Raw genomic sequence first — 15,214 nt, forward strand, 5'->3', positions numbered from 1 at the left:
AGTAATGATACCTTACGATATATGAACCCACAGAATGCTTCCCTACATGTTGCTCCTCACTGGCTGATGCGTTTCTTTGGCGCTGAGTCTGCGACTTTCCAGTTGACCCGTGATGGCTTGCAGGTAATGACCAAGAATGATGATAACTATCAGATCTTGGGGGATTCGCTGGCCAATGAGGAAAGTCTTCGGGAGGGAGTATTCTTCACCAAGTTAGAGTTGCAAACCAGTACCGGGCTTAAAACCTTTACCGGTTTGCGAAAGAAAGATGCTCAAACGCTGTTCTGGTGGTTGCGTGTGAGCTGGCTCAGACAGCTGGCACCAGAAGTGGTAAAGACAGCAGATGACATCCGTGCCTTGCTGACCCGAGGCTACCCCCGGCAGACTCGGTTGGAAATGGCCAGGGCAATTGCACAGCAAGCGTTGTCGCGTTTTGTTCGAGTTCCAGAGCCTGAGTGGTGTTCGGATGTCCAAGGCGTACCTTTCAAGTGGGTGGCGGTTGTCGCTCAATGGCAGGATGAGGACCTTGAGCAACTTCGGCAAAGCTATGTTGCTCGTCAACTGCAACGCTACACAGATTTTTTTGATGCAGTGGAAAGTAAGCCACTTACTGAGCGCCAGCGAGAAGCCTGCGTAGTGGATGAGGATAATAATCTGGTGCTGGCCGGTGCGGGTACGGGCAAGACAAGTGTCATGGTTGGCCGTGCGGGTTATCTAATCAAAAGTGGTCAGGCCAAGGCCAGTGAGATTTTGATGCTGGCATTTGCCAACAAGGCTGCGGCAGAAATGCAGGAGCGCATCAATCACCGGTTGGGGAAGTGTGGTATTACCGCCAGTACTTTCCATAAGCTAGGTAAAGAGATCATTGCTTCAGTTGAGGGGCAGCAGCCCTCCCTGACCTCACTGGCAGAAGATGATAAGGCGTTGGCCTTGCAGGTTAACCAGTGGTTTGAGGAACATCTGCAGACGTCAACTTATCAGCAACTGGCGATCAAATATTTTCAGCACCATCTCTACCCGGTGGTTAATCCCTTTGATTTTGAGTCGGAGGGAGAGTATTTCGACTATATTCTGGCCAATGATATTCGCACGTTGAAAGGCGAGGTGGTTAAAAGCCTGGGCGAATGTCTACTCGCAAACTATCTGTTTAAGCAGGGCATTGAATACCAGTATGAGCCCACCTATGAGCATAGAACGGCCAGTCCGATTTATCGGCAGTATAAGCCGGATTTCTACCTGCCTGAGCATAGGGTATACATAGAGTATTATGGCATTGACCGGGAAGGGCATACTGCACCCTATGTGGACCGTGAAAGGTACCATGAAACTATGGCCTGGAAGCGCCAGCTGCATGCCGAAAAAGGTACTCGCCTGATAGAGCTGTATCACTATGAGCTGCAAGAAGGCGGGCTGTTTGACGCTATTGATACGCAACTGGCCGCGTTGAATGTGGAGTACCAGCCACTCCCGCCAGAAGCGGTATTGGCGACCTTGCGTGAGTTTGGCGCCATAAGTAGTTTTGCTACTCTGCTGGCAGATATGCTGAAACGCTATCGCGCCAATTGCTACGAGCAAGGGCAAGTAGAGGCTGCCATCGCTAACGCTAGCAATCCGGAGCAGGTGGCGGCAGCGCTGAGACTTCTACAACCCATCTTGAACGACTATCAGGCACTGTTGGATCGTGAAGAGCAGATAGACTTTGATGACATGATCGGCAAGGCTATTCAGTATGTTCGTGAGGGGCGTTTCCGCAGCCCCTGGCGCTATATTCTCGTGGATGAGTTTCAGGATATATCCGAAGCCCGTGCTCGGTTGATACGATACCTGCGAGATGCTGCAAAGGAGTGCTCGCTGTTTTGTGTCGGGGACGATTGGCAGGCTGTTTATCGTTTTACCGGCAGTGATTTGAGTTTCACAACAGCATTTCGGGAAAAATTCGGTGCCACAAAAATAATCGCCCTTGATCTTACTTTCCGCTTCAACAATGGTATCAGTGATGTGGCAACGCGCTTTGTGTTGCAAAATCCGGTGCAGCTAAAAAAACAGCTTAATACCCTGAGTACAGTTAAACATCCTACAGTATCGCTTCTGCGGGAGGATAACCGACCCTTGCGGAGTGCTGACGAGCTCAGTCGTCTGGAGAAGGTAATCTCTCGCATAGCTGATATTGCTGAGCCAGGCAGTAGCGTCTATCTGCTAGGGCGTTATGGATTCAACCTTCCAGATAGGAGTGAATTGCAGCGGCTTGCAGTTCGTTACCCTTCGATAGCGATGGAGTGTCACACAGTACACGCGTCCAAGGGCAAAGAGGCAGACTACGTTGTCGTTCTTGGACTGGAAACAGGAAGGTTTGGTTTTCCTACCGGAAAAACTACGCATCCTCTCCTGGAAGCACTGCTCCCGCCCTTAGAGAGCTACCCGCACGCTGAAGAAAGGCGCTTGTTGTATGTGGCTCTGACAAGAGCCAGATGTCGGGTGTACCTGATCGCTGATATGGCTGTAGCGTCTGGTTTTGTTGTGGAGCTGCTCAAAGGTGAATATGATATCGATCTAAACGAGTTTTCGACTTCGCTCAGCCAGCAACTGCTTCATATGCTCAAATGCATGAAGTGTAAGACTGGCACCATGGTTCCAAGGCAGGGCCAGTTTGGACGCTTTTTTAGCTGCAATAAATACCCGCTCTGCACTCACAAGGAGCGAGGTTGTGAGTTGTGTGGGTCACAAATGTGGCGTGCTGGGCGCTTCAAGATCTGTATCAACCTGATTGCTCAAGCTGGGTCCCGGTTTGTCCTCAGTGCGGTGCAGAAATGGTCCGTCGGAAAGGACGATATGGTCAGTTTTGGGGGTGCAAGAACTATCGGCACGAAGGAGAGTGCTGTAAGCATACGGAAAATGAAGTCATATTTGATGAAGCTTTACTGATTCCGGAGCCTAATTGAAAGCAGTCTATTACCGGTCTTGTTAGAAATTATTCAAGCCTATATGGAGTGGGCAGATTAGACTCACTGGTTCCTTCTAGTCTTGGTCAGGCTGGCGTGGGGCTCATGTCCTGTTGCGGTTTCTACTTCTTCTGGTGGCTCTAGATACTTATTAACACCTTTTATACACAATTGGACGCGCGCCTTGTAACTAGAAGCAACTGCGCTATCTGAAGCATTTTTGGTGGGGAGGGTTTGGATAATGTCATTGGCGAGTGAGCGTAGATCCAAAATAGCTGCTGTTAGCTTCCTATGGTCTTCTGCTAGTTGCCATTTGTGTTTGAATTCAATGGATTTTATTTTACATTCTTTATCACTAATTTGGCGTTCAAGCCTGAGTCTAAGTTTAGTTTCGCGCTCTTCATGGTTTAGTTTTTCTTCACGTTTGATCTGTTTGTAATCGTCAAGAAAGCCCGTCAGAAGATCGCTAATGATATCAGAAGGGGATTTTTGTCTGTCTTTGCATGCTTTTCTGAGGATTTGGTTGTCTTGCTTTGAAATAAAAATGCTTACATTAGTATACCTCTGTCTGAGCTTGTGAATTCTCCAGGCTCCCTTCATTTTGGTTACAAGAGCGTCAAGCTCCGATTTATTCCTTGCGCTTGCTAGATAGGCAGTAACACCTTGCTTTGTTGAATCAAGAATCCGTAAATCTGCATCCCTTAATGGGCGTTTTTTTAAATAATCATGGGCCCAGTTGCCTTGGTTGGCTTCATCGTTATGTTGCAAAAACCAGTCATCGATCCGAGCTGAAAGTTCCTTTATTTTGTGACGGTGGCGCGCAGGTAATGAGTCGTTCATATGTCAGGTCCCGTTGCTATTCTCTGGAGGGATTGCTTTACATCGCAGAGGTGCCAATCGTTAATTATTTTTTAGTTACGTTATAGTAACGTTACCATACGTTTCGATATTTAGTTATAAAAAAATTAATAAAAATACTTTTACAATAGGCTTCATTCGAGTTTAAGATTGTAACGTTACTATAACGTATTACAAATAATACTAATATTTGTAATAATAATCCGGAAAATCCGTTCTTTTCCATATTGATTTTTTCTTATTTGATAGTGAATTGGATAAGCTATCATTAGATGGATATTTAATAAAAAGTAAAATTGATCCAGAAAATGGTCATGCCGTATGCATGATGTTAAGCTTCGGCGATCTTTGTATTTGGGGTAGCTGATTACATGGGAAACGAGCAGATAGATCCATTTTCTACGCTACGATTTGTTGTGCATGATGTAGAGTTGCATTCAAATACCGCTCCTCAGCCAGTGGTGCGAAAGTTACCCGAAGGGGTCATTCTATCCCCGGAAGAGCGGTTGGTGCTTTTTCTCATTGTGTACAAATTGCATGCTGAAGGTTCAGATGCGGTAGAGTGGTCTGTTCACCAAATTGCTCAGCTCAGTGACTCCAACATCGCATCGGTTGCTCGTCTACTAAAAAAACTAAGGCTGTGGGAACTGATAGCTACGAACCCAATAGGTAGGATCTCGCATGCCTCTCGCGTCCCAAAAGTGTTAACTTCAGATTTTCTGCACCTGCTTCGTCAACGTCAGCCATCTTTTCATGTCCCCAAGTTACAACCCTTGCAAAAAAAAATTCTATTGCCAGCGGAGGGCTTTAATGCAGACAAGCAAAAGCGTGGGGGCTTCTCAAGATCAAATCGCTGGCTTTTGTGTGTTTTATTGGAGTTTGCTGATGACCTGGGAGTTGTGCATTGCCTGAGTAATCCGCTACTGATGTCACTCACTGGTATGACAAGGACTCGTTTGAGAACTCAGCTTAATCATCTACAATGTTTAGGTTTTGTGCATAGCGTGTCACCTGGTACTAAAAACAAAAATTTTCTGGGAACCCAGTGGCCTGCTTATCACCTGAATATCATGCATCCCTACTATAAAGCAGCTAGACCTCCAGGCTTAACGCTGTTGATGCGCTATCTAGATATAGATCATTACAATGAACTAACTGATATAGAGAGATTGCAGCGTACACAAGACAAAATAACAAGAATTGAAAATCCGGTGGCTAGCCTTGAAAGCGTTAGGAGCCTCGACTTTTTCAAGGTAACAAACCTTACAGGAATCAGACACCAAAGCGCAGACTTTGTATTCCTAGAAGGTCTAATCAGTAGATTAGCAACAGAGGTGCTTAATAAGCACTGGACTAAATTGAATAACAATACATTAGAACTATCGGATATAAATTTGTACCAGAGTATCCAAATAGGCTTAGCAGTTGAGTTAGATGATGACTGTAGTGGCATAGTTAATTTGGCCACCTAATTAGAGGTGCTATCATGCACCAAGATATGATTAGGTGACAACATGACCAGAAGACCAAAGCGTAATTTCAGCCCTGAATTTAGACTCGAATCAGCACAGCTGGTAGTCGACCAAAATTACTCTATTAGAGATGCGGCTGAAGCCATGAATGTCGGACATTCGACGATGGATAAATGGGTTCGCCAGCTACGGAAAGAACGTAGTGGTGAGAGTCCAAAAGCAACACCCATGACGCCAGATCAACTAAGAATACGCGAGCTTGAGAAACGCATCCGCGAAGTTGAAATGGAAAAAGATATATTAAAAAAGGCTACCGCTCTCTTGATGTCGGACTCTCTGAACAATTCTCGATAATCGAGAAACTCAAGACGAGCTATCCGGTAACGAAGCTGTGTGAGGTGTTTGGCGTGCACCGCAGCAGCTTCAAGTACTGGAGACAATGTTCAAAAAAGCCTGCATGTGCGAAAAAGACCGCAGAACAGGCCGTCGTTAGAGAACTCTTTCGCGCGAGCGAAGGCTCTGCGGGTGCACGTAGCATTGCGGAAATGGCAACCAATCAGAACGTGCCACTAAGCCGCTATCGAGCCGGACGCTTGATGAAAAAGCTTGGGCTTACTAGTTGCCAGGTACCCGGTCATACATATAAGAAAACAGGTAATGAACATGTTGAGATACCAAATTATTTAGACCGCCAGTTTGACGTTGATGCGCCGAACCATGTCTGGTGTGGCGATGTCACGTACATATGGACAGGCAGTCGCTGGGCTTATTTAGCGGTTGTGATGGACCTATTTGCACGCAAGCCAGTGGGCTGGGCGATGTCGCTATCGCCAGACAGTGAGCTTACCAGCAATGCACTAAAAATGGCGTATGAGAGCCGTGGACGACCCAAAGGAGTGATGTTTCATAGTGACCAAGGTAGCCATTATACGAGCCGTAAATTCCGTCAGACGCTCTGGAAGTACCAGATAAAGCAAAGCCTAAGCCGACGCGGTAACTGCTGGGATAATGCTCCAATGGAGCGCTTTTTTAGAAGCTTGAAAATTGAATGGGTGCCTACCTACGGCTACCGTTCATTCGTTCAGGCTCAGCATCACGTAGTGAAGTATTTAATCGGGTATTATAGCCAGCTTCGACCACACCAGCATAATAATGGAGTGAGTCCGAATCAGGCAGAAGAACAGTACTGGATTAACTATAAACCGGTGGCCAGTTTTACTTGACCACTACAGACTATAAATCGCTAGAGCTGTGCAAAGAAAGGTTAAAGGCTATAGCATCCATAGCAACACTCCGCTCTAAAGAAATCTATAGGCGAATCCTGAAAATATTAGAAGAGTATAAGCTAGATGTCGGTGACTATGACTTGGTTGTACTTCCGGTTGGTTATATTTACAGCAGGCCTAGATATGCGTTTGCTGCTGAACTTCTGCCTACAAGCACTACTGGTAAATCTTCAGCTAACTACAAATGTATCGAACAAGTATCTAAAAATCATAGGATTTACTATGAAGAACACGAGGAGTTAACTGTAGATCTGCGCTGCTCATTTTGCTTCATTGATGAAGCGATAAAACAAAAAGCTAGGAACCTTGGCAACCCTGTTTTTGTTGGATACCAACCACTAAACCCAATTGATGTAGTTGAAAAGGACTCGCAGGTGATTAATACGAAAAAATTGAATTTGCCCCCTACATTTCAGTAGAGAGCTCATAATTCATACTGTAGGTGTCACAACTTTAAACCCAACCCCGCTCTGCAAACGATACAGTCCCCTCATGCCCAACCACCACATGATCCAGCACTCTGACATCAACAGTATCGAGCGCCAGCTTGATACGATCGGTAATCTGCCGGTCTGCCTGGCTGGGTTCAGGTTCGCCCGAAGGGTGGTTGTGCACCAGTATCACGGCAGCAGCATTATTGGCTAAGGCCTCTTTCACTACTTCACGTGGGTAGACGCTGGCGCTATTGATGGTGCCCCGAAACATCTCGGCAAACTGGATAATCCGGTGACGGTTATCCAGCATCAACACCCCAAACACTTCATGCTCATAGTCCATCAGCAGGGTTTGTAGGCAGCGGTGTACTTCATCTGGTGAGCCGACTTTACGTCCGCGAGCTAAACGACGCTTAGCCAGTAGTTTAGCCAAGCGCATCAGTTCAGTTTCAGTCACGGGTTCTGTGACGATGTAAGTGCCAGGTATTTCACCGGCACGTAAATTGGTAATGTTCATTGAATGGCTCCATTATTTTTACGGAATGTGGGTAGGATCTGAGCCTGGTCTTAATCAGGCGGCGATGGACCCGGATTTGAGTAGGGCAAAGTGCTCAGTCAGCTGCCAAAGGGCACGGTTAAGGCGCACATCCTCGGTAACGGAGCGAATGGCACGGGTGCGGGTATGACGGCCTGTTGCAGAGCGACCAGATAGTCCACCTTTCATCAGGTTTTCTTGGGTCCGGTTAAACACACGCCAGAGATTGCCATCACGGTCTTCAGGCCTGCGTGCTTGCAGAATGGCCTCCGGTGTCACCGGGCTGAGTTCCTTCCAGTCTTCCCCGTAGCGCAGGGTCAGAGCTGATTGTGCGTATAGCTGGGATTCGGCTTCGGTCAAGCGCATTGCTTGAAACCGCTCAACACTTTCAGCGATAGACGGGGCTTCATCAATCAAGGCCAAAGAACCTTCGAGAATCTGATCGACGACCTTGTTGCCATGGCGTACACGGATACCACCCATATCGCCTACAGGGGTCACCATGCCGTTACTGCAAACCAACCTGAACAGACCTAGATCCAGCTGATAGGCGGCTGTTCGGTTATGGCTGTTGGTTAATACCAATTCAGCCACGCTGTCACCGACATGGATTTGTCTGGCGGGATCTTGACGAAACCTGACCATATGGCGAGTTGTATCGCGTTGCTGGGGATCTCTGACACGGGTTTGCTGTGCACGCACCGGAAACCAGCCTTCCCCTTGCAGGGCATCCACGACTGCACAGGTGGGCACAAAGCCATAGCGATCTGATACCGCTTGATCGGGTGCAGTAGCAAAAATAGCTGGCGCTAGGGTGTTAAGTTGCTCTCTTGATAAAGTATGCATCCCTGTGTCTTTCTCCTGGGTGAAAAGGGCATAAAAAAGCCCCTGTGGAAAAGATCCATCAGGGGCGTTGTTTTCAGGTTGATTGTTGATTGGAAAATTTGTGGAGGTGGTTTAAGTATGAGTTACGCTGAGCTGGTTAGATTTGTCGGTGAGTTTTTGAGTCAGCGTGTTAGTAGAATTACTGCGTTTATGTCGAACCCCTGATACCTGCGTAGTAGTAGACGCTGCGCTTTGATCTGGATAGAACTCTTCCACGATGGCAGGGGCATCCTCTTCCTGCTCTTCAAAATCTCCATTGGCAAATCCTTGCTGAGCCGCCTTATCCAATGCCACCTGGTCAAATCCAACCGCCTGACGGTCTTGGGTCATTTGCTGAGCACTTGCCAAGGTAGCCTCCAGATCCATGTCTTCACGCAGGGTGATATCGACATAGTAGATCGGTGTGCCATGGCTTTGACGTGTGGACTTGCCACGTAAGCGTAACTCCAGCGGCAGACATGCCAACTGGTTATTTGATATGGCCTGAAAGTAGGCTAGTCGTGCGGCTAGGGTACGAATAGAATTAAACCCGGCTGTTCTGAAAATAAAGGTCCCAAGGGGATCTTCTGTGCCAATCAGTGCATTCAGGCGGGCATAGGGCTTACATTGCCCACCCTGAGCCAACTCACACACATCAGGTCCAGGGCAGGGCAAGGTTTGCATTTCACCTTTTGATCGGCGACGGCATTGCACCCCATCTCCAACACAGAGTGGTCGTGCCGTTTTGCGATCAAACAGCGTATATTCAGCACGCAGGTTCAGACTAGGATCATTGAATAAAAACCGGATCGGGATACGCCGCAGTTTGCCTTGCTGGGTTTCGCGCAGCTGTTCATCCAAGGGATGTGGTAACCAGCCGTTGCGGGTTTGTATCTGGGATGTCAGGGTAAACTGATCGTCTTTTTGCGGTAAGCGTTTGCCGTCTTTTTCGACCACCTTGCCAATGGTGATGCGACCGAGAATCGGCGGAGTAATAGCTAGACCTTTGAGCATGATGAGCCTCCATGAAATCTAGGGGTTTGAGGGTTTAAATGCGGACGGTCGCCTAAGCAGACGGTATAAAGCCCAGCTAATGCCAGGCTGTACTTGTGAGGGTGTTAAGCAATAAATGAATAGGGTGGTATGAGGATGAATCAGCTGGGTAGGTGTTGACTACTCTATACGGAAGGTTTCACCACAATCAGCACAGACGCAGTTATCCAGCACACGCTCATCCAGGCTATCACCAATTTTGGAGCCAGCTAAGCTGCCAGTGACACACCCGATCAAGCCCCCAATGATGGCACCTGATAGCGACCCTAAGGCGACGCCAACGGTCCTCCAACAAAACCCACAGCAGCACCAGCCTTAGCTCCAGAGGCAGCGCCAGCGACGCCACTAGCCGTTCCGGCAACACCCCCTGCCGTTGCAGCAACCTTACGCCCCAGGTGGCGTGACATAATCTGAGTTGACCCGCATGACGGGCATTGGATAGACATATATTTATCTCCTGAATTATCAGCGTTAGCGAGCAATAATGCTCACAAGGACAGTCAGTGCTGTTCTCAGGGTAGTGATATATGGCTGAAATTTTTTTAAATCAGATTCCAGGACGTCTACAGTAATTTCTTACTGGGTTGCGACATGGCATGAGTTAATCTGCGATGGAGCAAAAATCATGAAACTATTAAGACTACCTGCTGTTATCAATGCCACCGGGCTTTCACGCTCAAGCTTATACCGTAAAATTGATGCTGGATCCTTCCCAAAATCAATACGCATCAGTCAACGATCCGTAGCCTGGAGCGAAGAAGAGGTGCAGCAGTGGATTCAGCAACGCTTCAACGAGCGGGAGCTGCCGCAGAGGCCATCCATCTAAACATCCCATCTATCTGCTGAAGTGCTTCAGCAGTTTTTTATCAGTCACACTTTTCTAGATTACCCTAGCTGTGATGCAGCTGAAATGCCGGGAAGTAAGGGCAAAGTACAGTCAAACGATGATTTTTCGTGCCTGTATAATAATATAAAACCCTTCCCCCTTCCTTAGGCATTTAACACTGCCAAGTTCTTCATACTATAGGCATTAAATAGGATCAAAAGATACCTAATGAGTCGCTATGCCTCACAGTTAGGGAGCTACCGAATAGGAGTACCCCCCATGCACCTGAAGTACATCCCTGAAAACCACAACCTCAACTACTGGCTATTATCAGAGTATCAGGGGTTGAACGTGCAATGCACAACCGATCAGCCTTTAGTGAAGCAGTACCTGGAAAAGCTATGGAGTGTACTCATGCATTACACCCAGCACACGCCCAGAGTGATGGCTGTGCGTATTGACCTGCATTGCCCATTTGACAAGCCTTCAGTCGTTCACAGTAATCGTATCATGCAGGACTTTAAAGATGCCCTGGATGCACGTATTGCTGCATACCTGAATCGGCGAAAAGTTCAAAGCAAGCGTACCTACCCCTGCAAAGTGATGTGGATTTGGGCACGCGAGCAAAAGACCTCTGGCGTACCGCACTTTCATCTACTCCTGCTATTCAACCAGGATGTCTTTCACAGCCTGGGTGAGTATCACGCACAGTCTGGCAGCTTGATGAAGATGATCCAGGGTGCTTGGAATTCAGCCTTAAAGATTCCAGCTGATCTGCACACCGGGTTGTACATGTACCAAGAATGCGGTCTATTTGCTTAAGCAAAAGAACAATTTGCTGCGTTACCGGCTTTGTTTTTTAGAAGCAGCTATTTATGCAAAGTGCACACTAAGTGCTTCGGCCAAGGTATTCAGACCTTTGGCGGCTCTCAGGTTCCCCTGTAATAGCCATCGGTCAACTCCTACACATGCTATGGCACTTGCCATGAATAAAAAACTAAGTAGGAGTGATAAATATGTCAGATGCATATCAATATATATCAGACCGCTGGAAGCATGAGTACGAGCAAAATCATCCTGAGGTGCTACTGAACAACGGAAGGACTGCATTACAGTCAACACAGTTCACTATGCCACCCATTGTAAAAAATCCGTCACAGCCGTCGAAAAAGCAGGGTAATGCGCATCTTTGGACAGATCAATCACGGCAATGCGATGAGCATGCTGATCAACCCCATATTGATCCTGTCGTTGCTGCAGCCATAGAGATACGCAAATCGCTTAGGCTGACTCAGGCAAAATTTGCGAGGTGTCTGGATATTAGTCCACGAACACTGGGTGAGTGGGAGCAGGGGAAGCGAAGGCCTAGTGGTGCAGCACGCACCTTATTGATTTGGGTGGTGGATAGTCCTGATCGGCTGAAGTCAGCTAGCCGTGCACTAAAAAGAAGTTGAAGTGCTAAAGCTTGGTCCTACGCATCCCATGAGGTAGCCGTCATTGCAGTAATTTTTTACGGGTCTGACACATGATACGGACAAGGACGTTCGCATCAATACATGGAAAGAATCCAGTATCCCCAGGAGAAGTGCCATGTCAGACGATCTATTCAACGAAAGCGAACACCCCCCAAAACTTACTGCTAAAAAAAGAGCGCGTCACTTTAATCGTGATAATGCTCGCCACCTATTGGAGCGTCATGGAATTGCCTACTGGAGTCACAATGAAGGCGTTCACCTAATGGTTGCCGGGAATTACCAGTTAATCGATTTCTGGCCTGGAACCGGTCGCTGGACCTCACGTAATAAAGAGGTTTCAGGGTTTGGCATACAGGGCTTATTGGAAATGATCGACTCCGGTCAGATTTGAGCTCACACAGATACATGTGAAAGACCTGTGTAGAGCATCTCAAATCAGGTAGTGCTTCATTGAAGCACTACTACACCAATACTAATCAATATGACAGCGGTGGCATTGGGGAGCAACACCCAAGGTTGGCGTTTAGCTACGTACAGGAAATACAGCAGATGAGTAAAGATTTTGAGCTGAATGCAGACCAAAAAACAGCTATTGATGCGATTAAACAGTTTATGAAAGATCCAGAGCAGGATGCCTTCATTTTGTGTGGCAGTGCCGGTACTGGCAAGACCACTCTGGTAGCTAAAATTATCGAGCTTTTACGCGGAATGGGCTTAGGCTGCATGATGGTAGCGCCGACGGGCCGGGCAGCTCGAATACTACAAAGCAAGCTGAATAAGATGCTGCCGGTCGATATGGGGCCTTTACTTGTTAGTACCTTGCATGGAGCCATTTACTACCTGGCAGAGATGTCTTTGGATGAAACACGCGCTGAATATGGGCAAAGTGCTCTACAAATGCATTTCCCAATCAAGAAGCAGGGTGACTCCTTCGACTTAGTGATAGTGGATGAAGCATCGATGGTTGGTGATATGAAAATACCCCAAAACACCATGCGCTTTGGGTCCGGAAGACTGCTGAGTGATTTGGTCTACTTTCTTAATCGTGTTCAGGAAAATAATCCAGGACAGCGTCCAATCAAGCTGATGTTTGTTGGTGACTTGGCGCAGTTATCACCTGTGGGTTCAGAGAACTCACCAGCATTATCGCCTGAGTACCTGCAGAAGCGCTTCAATATGAACGTGCAGCGTTATGAGCTGACGATGGTCATGCGACAGGCTGCGAAGAGCGGAATCCTTGATCTTGCAAATAGCATCCGAAAAGAAATATTTGAGCCAACTGGTAACGCTATAAACATTGAATCTAACAATAACGACATCCTGGTAGCGGATCAGATCGATGCTGTGAGTATCATTGTAAGTAATATTAACATGTTGCAATCCTCGGCAGCCGTTGTTTACAGCAATGAAAAAGCGCTGAAGTACAATGTGGCTGTGCGTCACAGGCTGTGGGGTAATGGTTGGCGTGCTGTTAAATCAGGTGATCAGCTGCTGGTGACAAGAAACTCTGCGAAGCTTGGTGTTAGCAATGGTGACATCATCATGCTGAAGTCAGCTGCTTTGAAGCCCATCATAAAAGTGGTGGTGCTTTCCGACGGAACAGAGGTGGAGCTTAAATTTAGGCTGGTCGTTTTCCAGACTGACATGATTTTGGGGCAGGGCATTGAGTGTCTCATTCTGGAAAACCTGCTTTTTGCAAAGAATCGCGATCTTAGCGATGATGAACAGACCGCTATGGTAAGGTATTTCCACCAACGTTACCCATACCAAGATCCAGATAGCGATGAGTACCACCAGCTAATGATGGAAGATCCTTACTACAATGCTCTGCAGGTGAAGTTTGGTTATGCCTTAACTTGCCATAAAGCCCAGGGCGGGGAATGGGATCAGGTTATCATTGATATCAGCGGCGTCAGGATGTGCGAGGATACTGGATTGCGTTGGTTGTACACGGCTGTGACACGAGCGGCTCAATCGCTCTGTGTGGTGGAAGGAGGACGTGCCTGAATGAGTGAGTTGCCAGTCCTGATTCCGTTAGAGTTGGGATTGGCTCGTAAAAATATATAAAGCTCAGCTTTAAATGCATCTAAGTTTAGTTCAGGTGGCACTTAATCAGGCTGGTTGTCTCGTTCCTTCTAAAAAATGGCTGTTTAGGTTTACTGGGAACTTAAACCGTGTAACCATTCGTAAATTGCCCCATCTCCCTCTTTCAAATGAATATCATGCTATCCCAGCACATCGACTCGGTCGGCTTTAGAAGGTTAAATCTGATGATGTTAATGAATAGGTGAAGTTGGGTGGAGCAGCTAAACATGGTGGTCGAGGCAAAGAATGAAGGGCTTGCTAACGACGAGTTTTGATCGCTTTATTCAATGGTTGAAACTAAATAAGGCTTTTTGAAATGAATAAGATATCCTGCGTTGATTTGTTTTGTGGGGCTGGTGGGCTGACACATGGTTTTGTGCTTGAAGGCATGCCAGTTGTCGCTGGAATAGATATGGATCCAGCTTGCCGCTTCCCATATGAGGCTAACAACAGCGCCAAGTTTGTAGAAAAAGATATTAGTAAAGTTACTGCAACCGATTTAAGCGCCTTGTTCGGAGATGCTGACCTAAAGGTTTTGGCTGGTTGTGCGCCTTGTCAGCCTTTTTCCACCTACGCACAACGTTATGAGCTTGATGGCAAAGACGGAAAATGGGGTCTTTTATATGAGTTTTCCCGTCTAGCAAAGGCCATCCTTCCAGATGTTATCACTATGGAGAACGTGCCAACTGTTGCCAAACACGAGGTTTTTCATGACTTCGTGGATACTCTAAAGCAACATGGCTACAAAGTATGGTTTGGTGTGGTCGATAGCACTCAATACGGAGTTCCACAGACTCGCAAACGCATGGTTCTACTGGCTTCGCGTCATGGCGAAATTGCAATGATACAGCCTACAGTCAAAAAACCCAAAACAGTACGGCAGGCAATTGGTCGCTTGCGTTCTCTGAGTGCGGGGGAAGCTGCTCCCAGAGATAAGCTGCATGTTTCGTCAACCCTATCGGATATAAACCTACAGCGCATCAAAGTTTCCAAACCCGGTGGGACCTGGCGTGATTGGCCGGAACACCTTGTTGCTAATTGTCATCGCGCAGCAAGTGGTAAGTCCTATCCGAGTGTATATGGCCGCATGGAGTGGGATAAGCCAGCTCCCACTATGACAACTCAATGTTATGGATTTGGTAATGGTCGATTTGGGCACCCCGAACAAGACCGCGCGATCACCTTGAGAGAAGCGGCGATTATTCAGAGCTTTCCGCGTGACTATGTGTTTGTTCCAAAAAACGGCGAAGTAAGTGTCAGAATGCTGGGCCGCCTCATTGGTAACGCTGTTCCTGTTGAGCTTGGCCGTGCTATAGCACGCAGCATCAAATTACACATCACTGAGATAAAACAAATACAATAATTAAATCAATAACTATTGCGCGTT

The 15,214-nt window shown here is 47.2% G+C and carries 15 protein-coding genes and 1 pseudogene; 11 read left to right on the top strand and 5 right to left on the bottom strand.

All coding sequences use genetic code 11. The annotated features are described in order from the left end of the window. Positions 1-396 precede the first annotated feature (396 nt). Positions 397-2,475 (top strand): annotated as a pseudogene (locus tag LH51_RS00980) (UvrD-helicase domain-containing protein); the annotation flags it as partial. 332 nt (positions 2,476-2,807) lie between these two features. Then, entirely contained in the window at positions 2,808-2,939 is a 132-nt protein-coding gene (locus LH51_RS24565) for a hypothetical protein (protein ID WP_442934797.1), read from the top strand. Between the two features lie 63 nt (positions 2,940-3,002). Here LH51_RS24565 and LH51_RS00985 read toward each other — a convergent pair whose 3' ends face one another. Then, complete coding sequence (locus LH51_RS00985; protein WP_036518920.1) at positions 3,003-3,779, bottom strand: hypothetical protein; 777 nt, start codon at positions 3,777-3,779, stop codon at positions 3,003-3,005. A gap of 389 nt (positions 3,780-4,168) precedes the next feature. Between LH51_RS00985 and LH51_RS00990 the strand changes: the two genes are divergently transcribed. The 3 genes from LH51_RS00990 (at position 4,169) to LH51_RS01005 (ending at position 6,974) form a co-directional block, all read left to right on the top strand. Then, on the top strand, positions 4,169-5,269 hold the full coding sequence (locus LH51_RS00990; RefSeq protein ID WP_036518923.1) for a hypothetical protein: 1,101 nt from the start codon (positions 4,169-4,171) through the stop codon (positions 5,267-5,269). Positions 5,270-5,311: 42 nt separating this feature from the next. Next, a protein-coding gene (locus tag LH51_RS01000) for an IS3 family transposase (protein WP_144244126.1) occupies positions 5,312-6,492 on the top strand; the annotation gives its coding sequence in 2 pieces (ribosomal slippage) (positions 5,312-5,579 and positions 5,579-6,492; 1,182 coding nt in all). Then, positions 6,489-6,974, top strand: a complete 486-nt coding sequence (locus LH51_RS01005; RefSeq protein ID WP_036518932.1) for a hypothetical protein — start codon at positions 6,489-6,491, stop codon at positions 6,972-6,974. The genes LH51_RS01000 and LH51_RS01005 overlap by 4 nt, the downstream gene beginning before the upstream one ends. 34 nt (positions 6,975-7,008) lie before the next feature. Here the strand turns inward: LH51_RS01005 and radC are convergent, their stop codons facing one another. The 4 genes from radC to LH51_RS21880 form a co-directional block, all read right to left on the bottom strand. Continuing rightward, entirely contained in the window at positions 7,009-7,506 is a 498-nt protein-coding gene (radC, locus tag LH51_RS01010) for a RadC family protein (protein WP_036518935.1), read from the bottom strand. 54 nt (positions 7,507-7,560) lie between these two features. Next, the gene (locus LH51_RS01015; protein ID WP_036518938.1) at positions 7,561-8,370 is read right to left on the bottom strand and encodes a DUF932 domain-containing protein; all 810 of its coding nucleotides are present in this window, start codon (positions 8,368-8,370) and stop codon (positions 7,561-7,563) included. Positions 8,371-8,481: 111 nt separating this feature from the next. Then, on the bottom strand, positions 8,482-9,402 hold the full coding sequence (locus LH51_RS01020) for a recombination directionality factor (RefSeq protein ID WP_036518942.1): 921 nt from the start codon (positions 9,400-9,402) through the stop codon (positions 8,482-8,484). Between the two features lie 305 nt (positions 9,403-9,707). After that, positions 9,708-9,887, bottom strand: a complete 180-nt coding sequence (locus LH51_RS21880; protein WP_235263383.1) for a hypothetical protein — start codon at positions 9,885-9,887, stop codon at positions 9,708-9,710. A 179-nt stretch (positions 9,888-10,066) separates the two neighbouring features. On the opposite strand from LH51_RS21880, the gene LH51_RS01030 reads away from it, so the two are divergent. The 6 genes from LH51_RS01030 (at position 10,067) to LH51_RS01055 (ending at position 15,190) form a co-directional block, all read left to right on the top strand. Beyond that, positions 10,067-10,267 (top strand): helix-turn-helix transcriptional regulator, encoded by a 201-nt coding sequence (locus LH51_RS01030; protein ID WP_036518945.1) that lies wholly within the window; start codon positions 10,067-10,069, stop codon positions 10,265-10,267. 279 nt (positions 10,268-10,546) lie between these two features. Further along, entirely contained in the window at positions 10,547-11,089 is a 543-nt protein-coding gene (locus tag LH51_RS01035; protein WP_036518948.1) for a YagK/YfjJ domain-containing protein, read from the top strand. 194 nt (positions 11,090-11,283) lie between these two features. Next, positions 11,284-11,721, top strand: a complete 438-nt coding sequence (locus tag LH51_RS18640; protein ID WP_052063328.1) for a helix-turn-helix domain-containing protein — start codon at positions 11,284-11,286, stop codon at positions 11,719-11,721. A gap of 136 nt (positions 11,722-11,857) precedes the next feature. Next, positions 11,858-12,133 carry a hypothetical protein gene (locus LH51_RS01045; RefSeq protein ID WP_036518951.1) on the top strand — a complete coding sequence of 92 codons (276 nt, stop codon included), beginning with the start codon at positions 11,858-11,860 and terminating at the stop codon, positions 12,131-12,133. A 158-nt stretch (positions 12,134-12,291) separates the two neighbouring features. Beyond that, on the top strand, positions 12,292-13,749 hold the full coding sequence (locus LH51_RS01050) for an ATP-dependent DNA helicase (protein ID WP_036518953.1): 1,458 nt from the start codon (positions 12,292-12,294) through the stop codon (positions 13,747-13,749). 394 nt (positions 13,750-14,143) lie between these two features. Beyond that, positions 14,144-15,190: a DNA cytosine methyltransferase gene (locus LH51_RS01055; protein WP_036518955.1), complete on the top strand. Its 1,047-nt coding sequence runs from the start codon at positions 14,144-14,146 to the stop codon at positions 15,188-15,190. Positions 15,191-15,214: the final 24 nt, after the last annotated feature.

Origin of the sequence: Nitrincola sp. A-D6, assembly GCF_000764495.1 — a bacterium.
Classification (GTDB): Bacteria; Pseudomonadota; Gammaproteobacteria; order Pseudomonadales; family Balneatricaceae; genus Nitrincola.

Coding starts and splice junctions, on each gene's coding strand:
- LH51_RS01030 (WP_036518945.1), top strand. CDS start 10,067: ATGAAACTATTAAGACTACCTGCTGTTATCAATGCCACCGGGCTTTCA.
- LH51_RS01020 (WP_036518942.1), bottom strand. CDS start 9,402: ATGCTCAAAGGTCTAGCTATTACTCCGCCGATTCTCGGTCGCATCACC.
- LH51_RS24565 (WP_442934797.1), top strand. CDS start 2,808: ATGGTCCGTCGGAAAGGACGATATGGTCAGTTTTGGGGGTGCAAGAAC.
- LH51_RS00985 (WP_036518920.1), bottom strand. CDS start 3,779: ATGAACGACTCATTACCTGCGCGCCACCGTCACAAAATAAAGGAACTT.
- radC (WP_036518935.1), bottom strand. CDS start 7,506: ATGAACATTACCAATTTACGTGCCGGTGAAATACCTGGCACTTACATC.
- LH51_RS01015 (WP_036518938.1), bottom strand. CDS start 8,370: ATGCATACTTTATCAAGAGAGCAACTTAACACCCTAGCGCCAGCTATT.
- LH51_RS21880 (WP_235263383.1), bottom strand. CDS start 9,887: ATGTCTATCCAATGCCCGTCATGCGGGTCAACTCAGATTATGTCACGC.
- LH51_RS18640 (WP_052063328.1), top strand. CDS start 11,284: ATGTCAGATGCATATCAATATATATCAGACCGCTGGAAGCATGAGTAC.
- LH51_RS01055 (WP_036518955.1), top strand. CDS start 14,144: ATGAATAAGATATCCTGCGTTGATTTGTTTTGTGGGGCTGGTGGGCTG.
- LH51_RS01035 (WP_036518948.1), top strand. CDS start 10,547: ATGCACCTGAAGTACATCCCTGAAAACCACAACCTCAACTACTGGCTA.
- LH51_RS01050 (WP_036518953.1), top strand. CDS start 12,292: ATGAGTAAAGATTTTGAGCTGAATGCAGACCAAAAAACAGCTATTGAT.
- LH51_RS01045 (WP_036518951.1), top strand. CDS start 11,858: ATGTCAGACGATCTATTCAACGAAAGCGAACACCCCCCAAAACTTACT.
- LH51_RS00990 (WP_036518923.1), top strand. CDS start 4,169: ATGGGAAACGAGCAGATAGATCCATTTTCTACGCTACGATTTGTTGTG.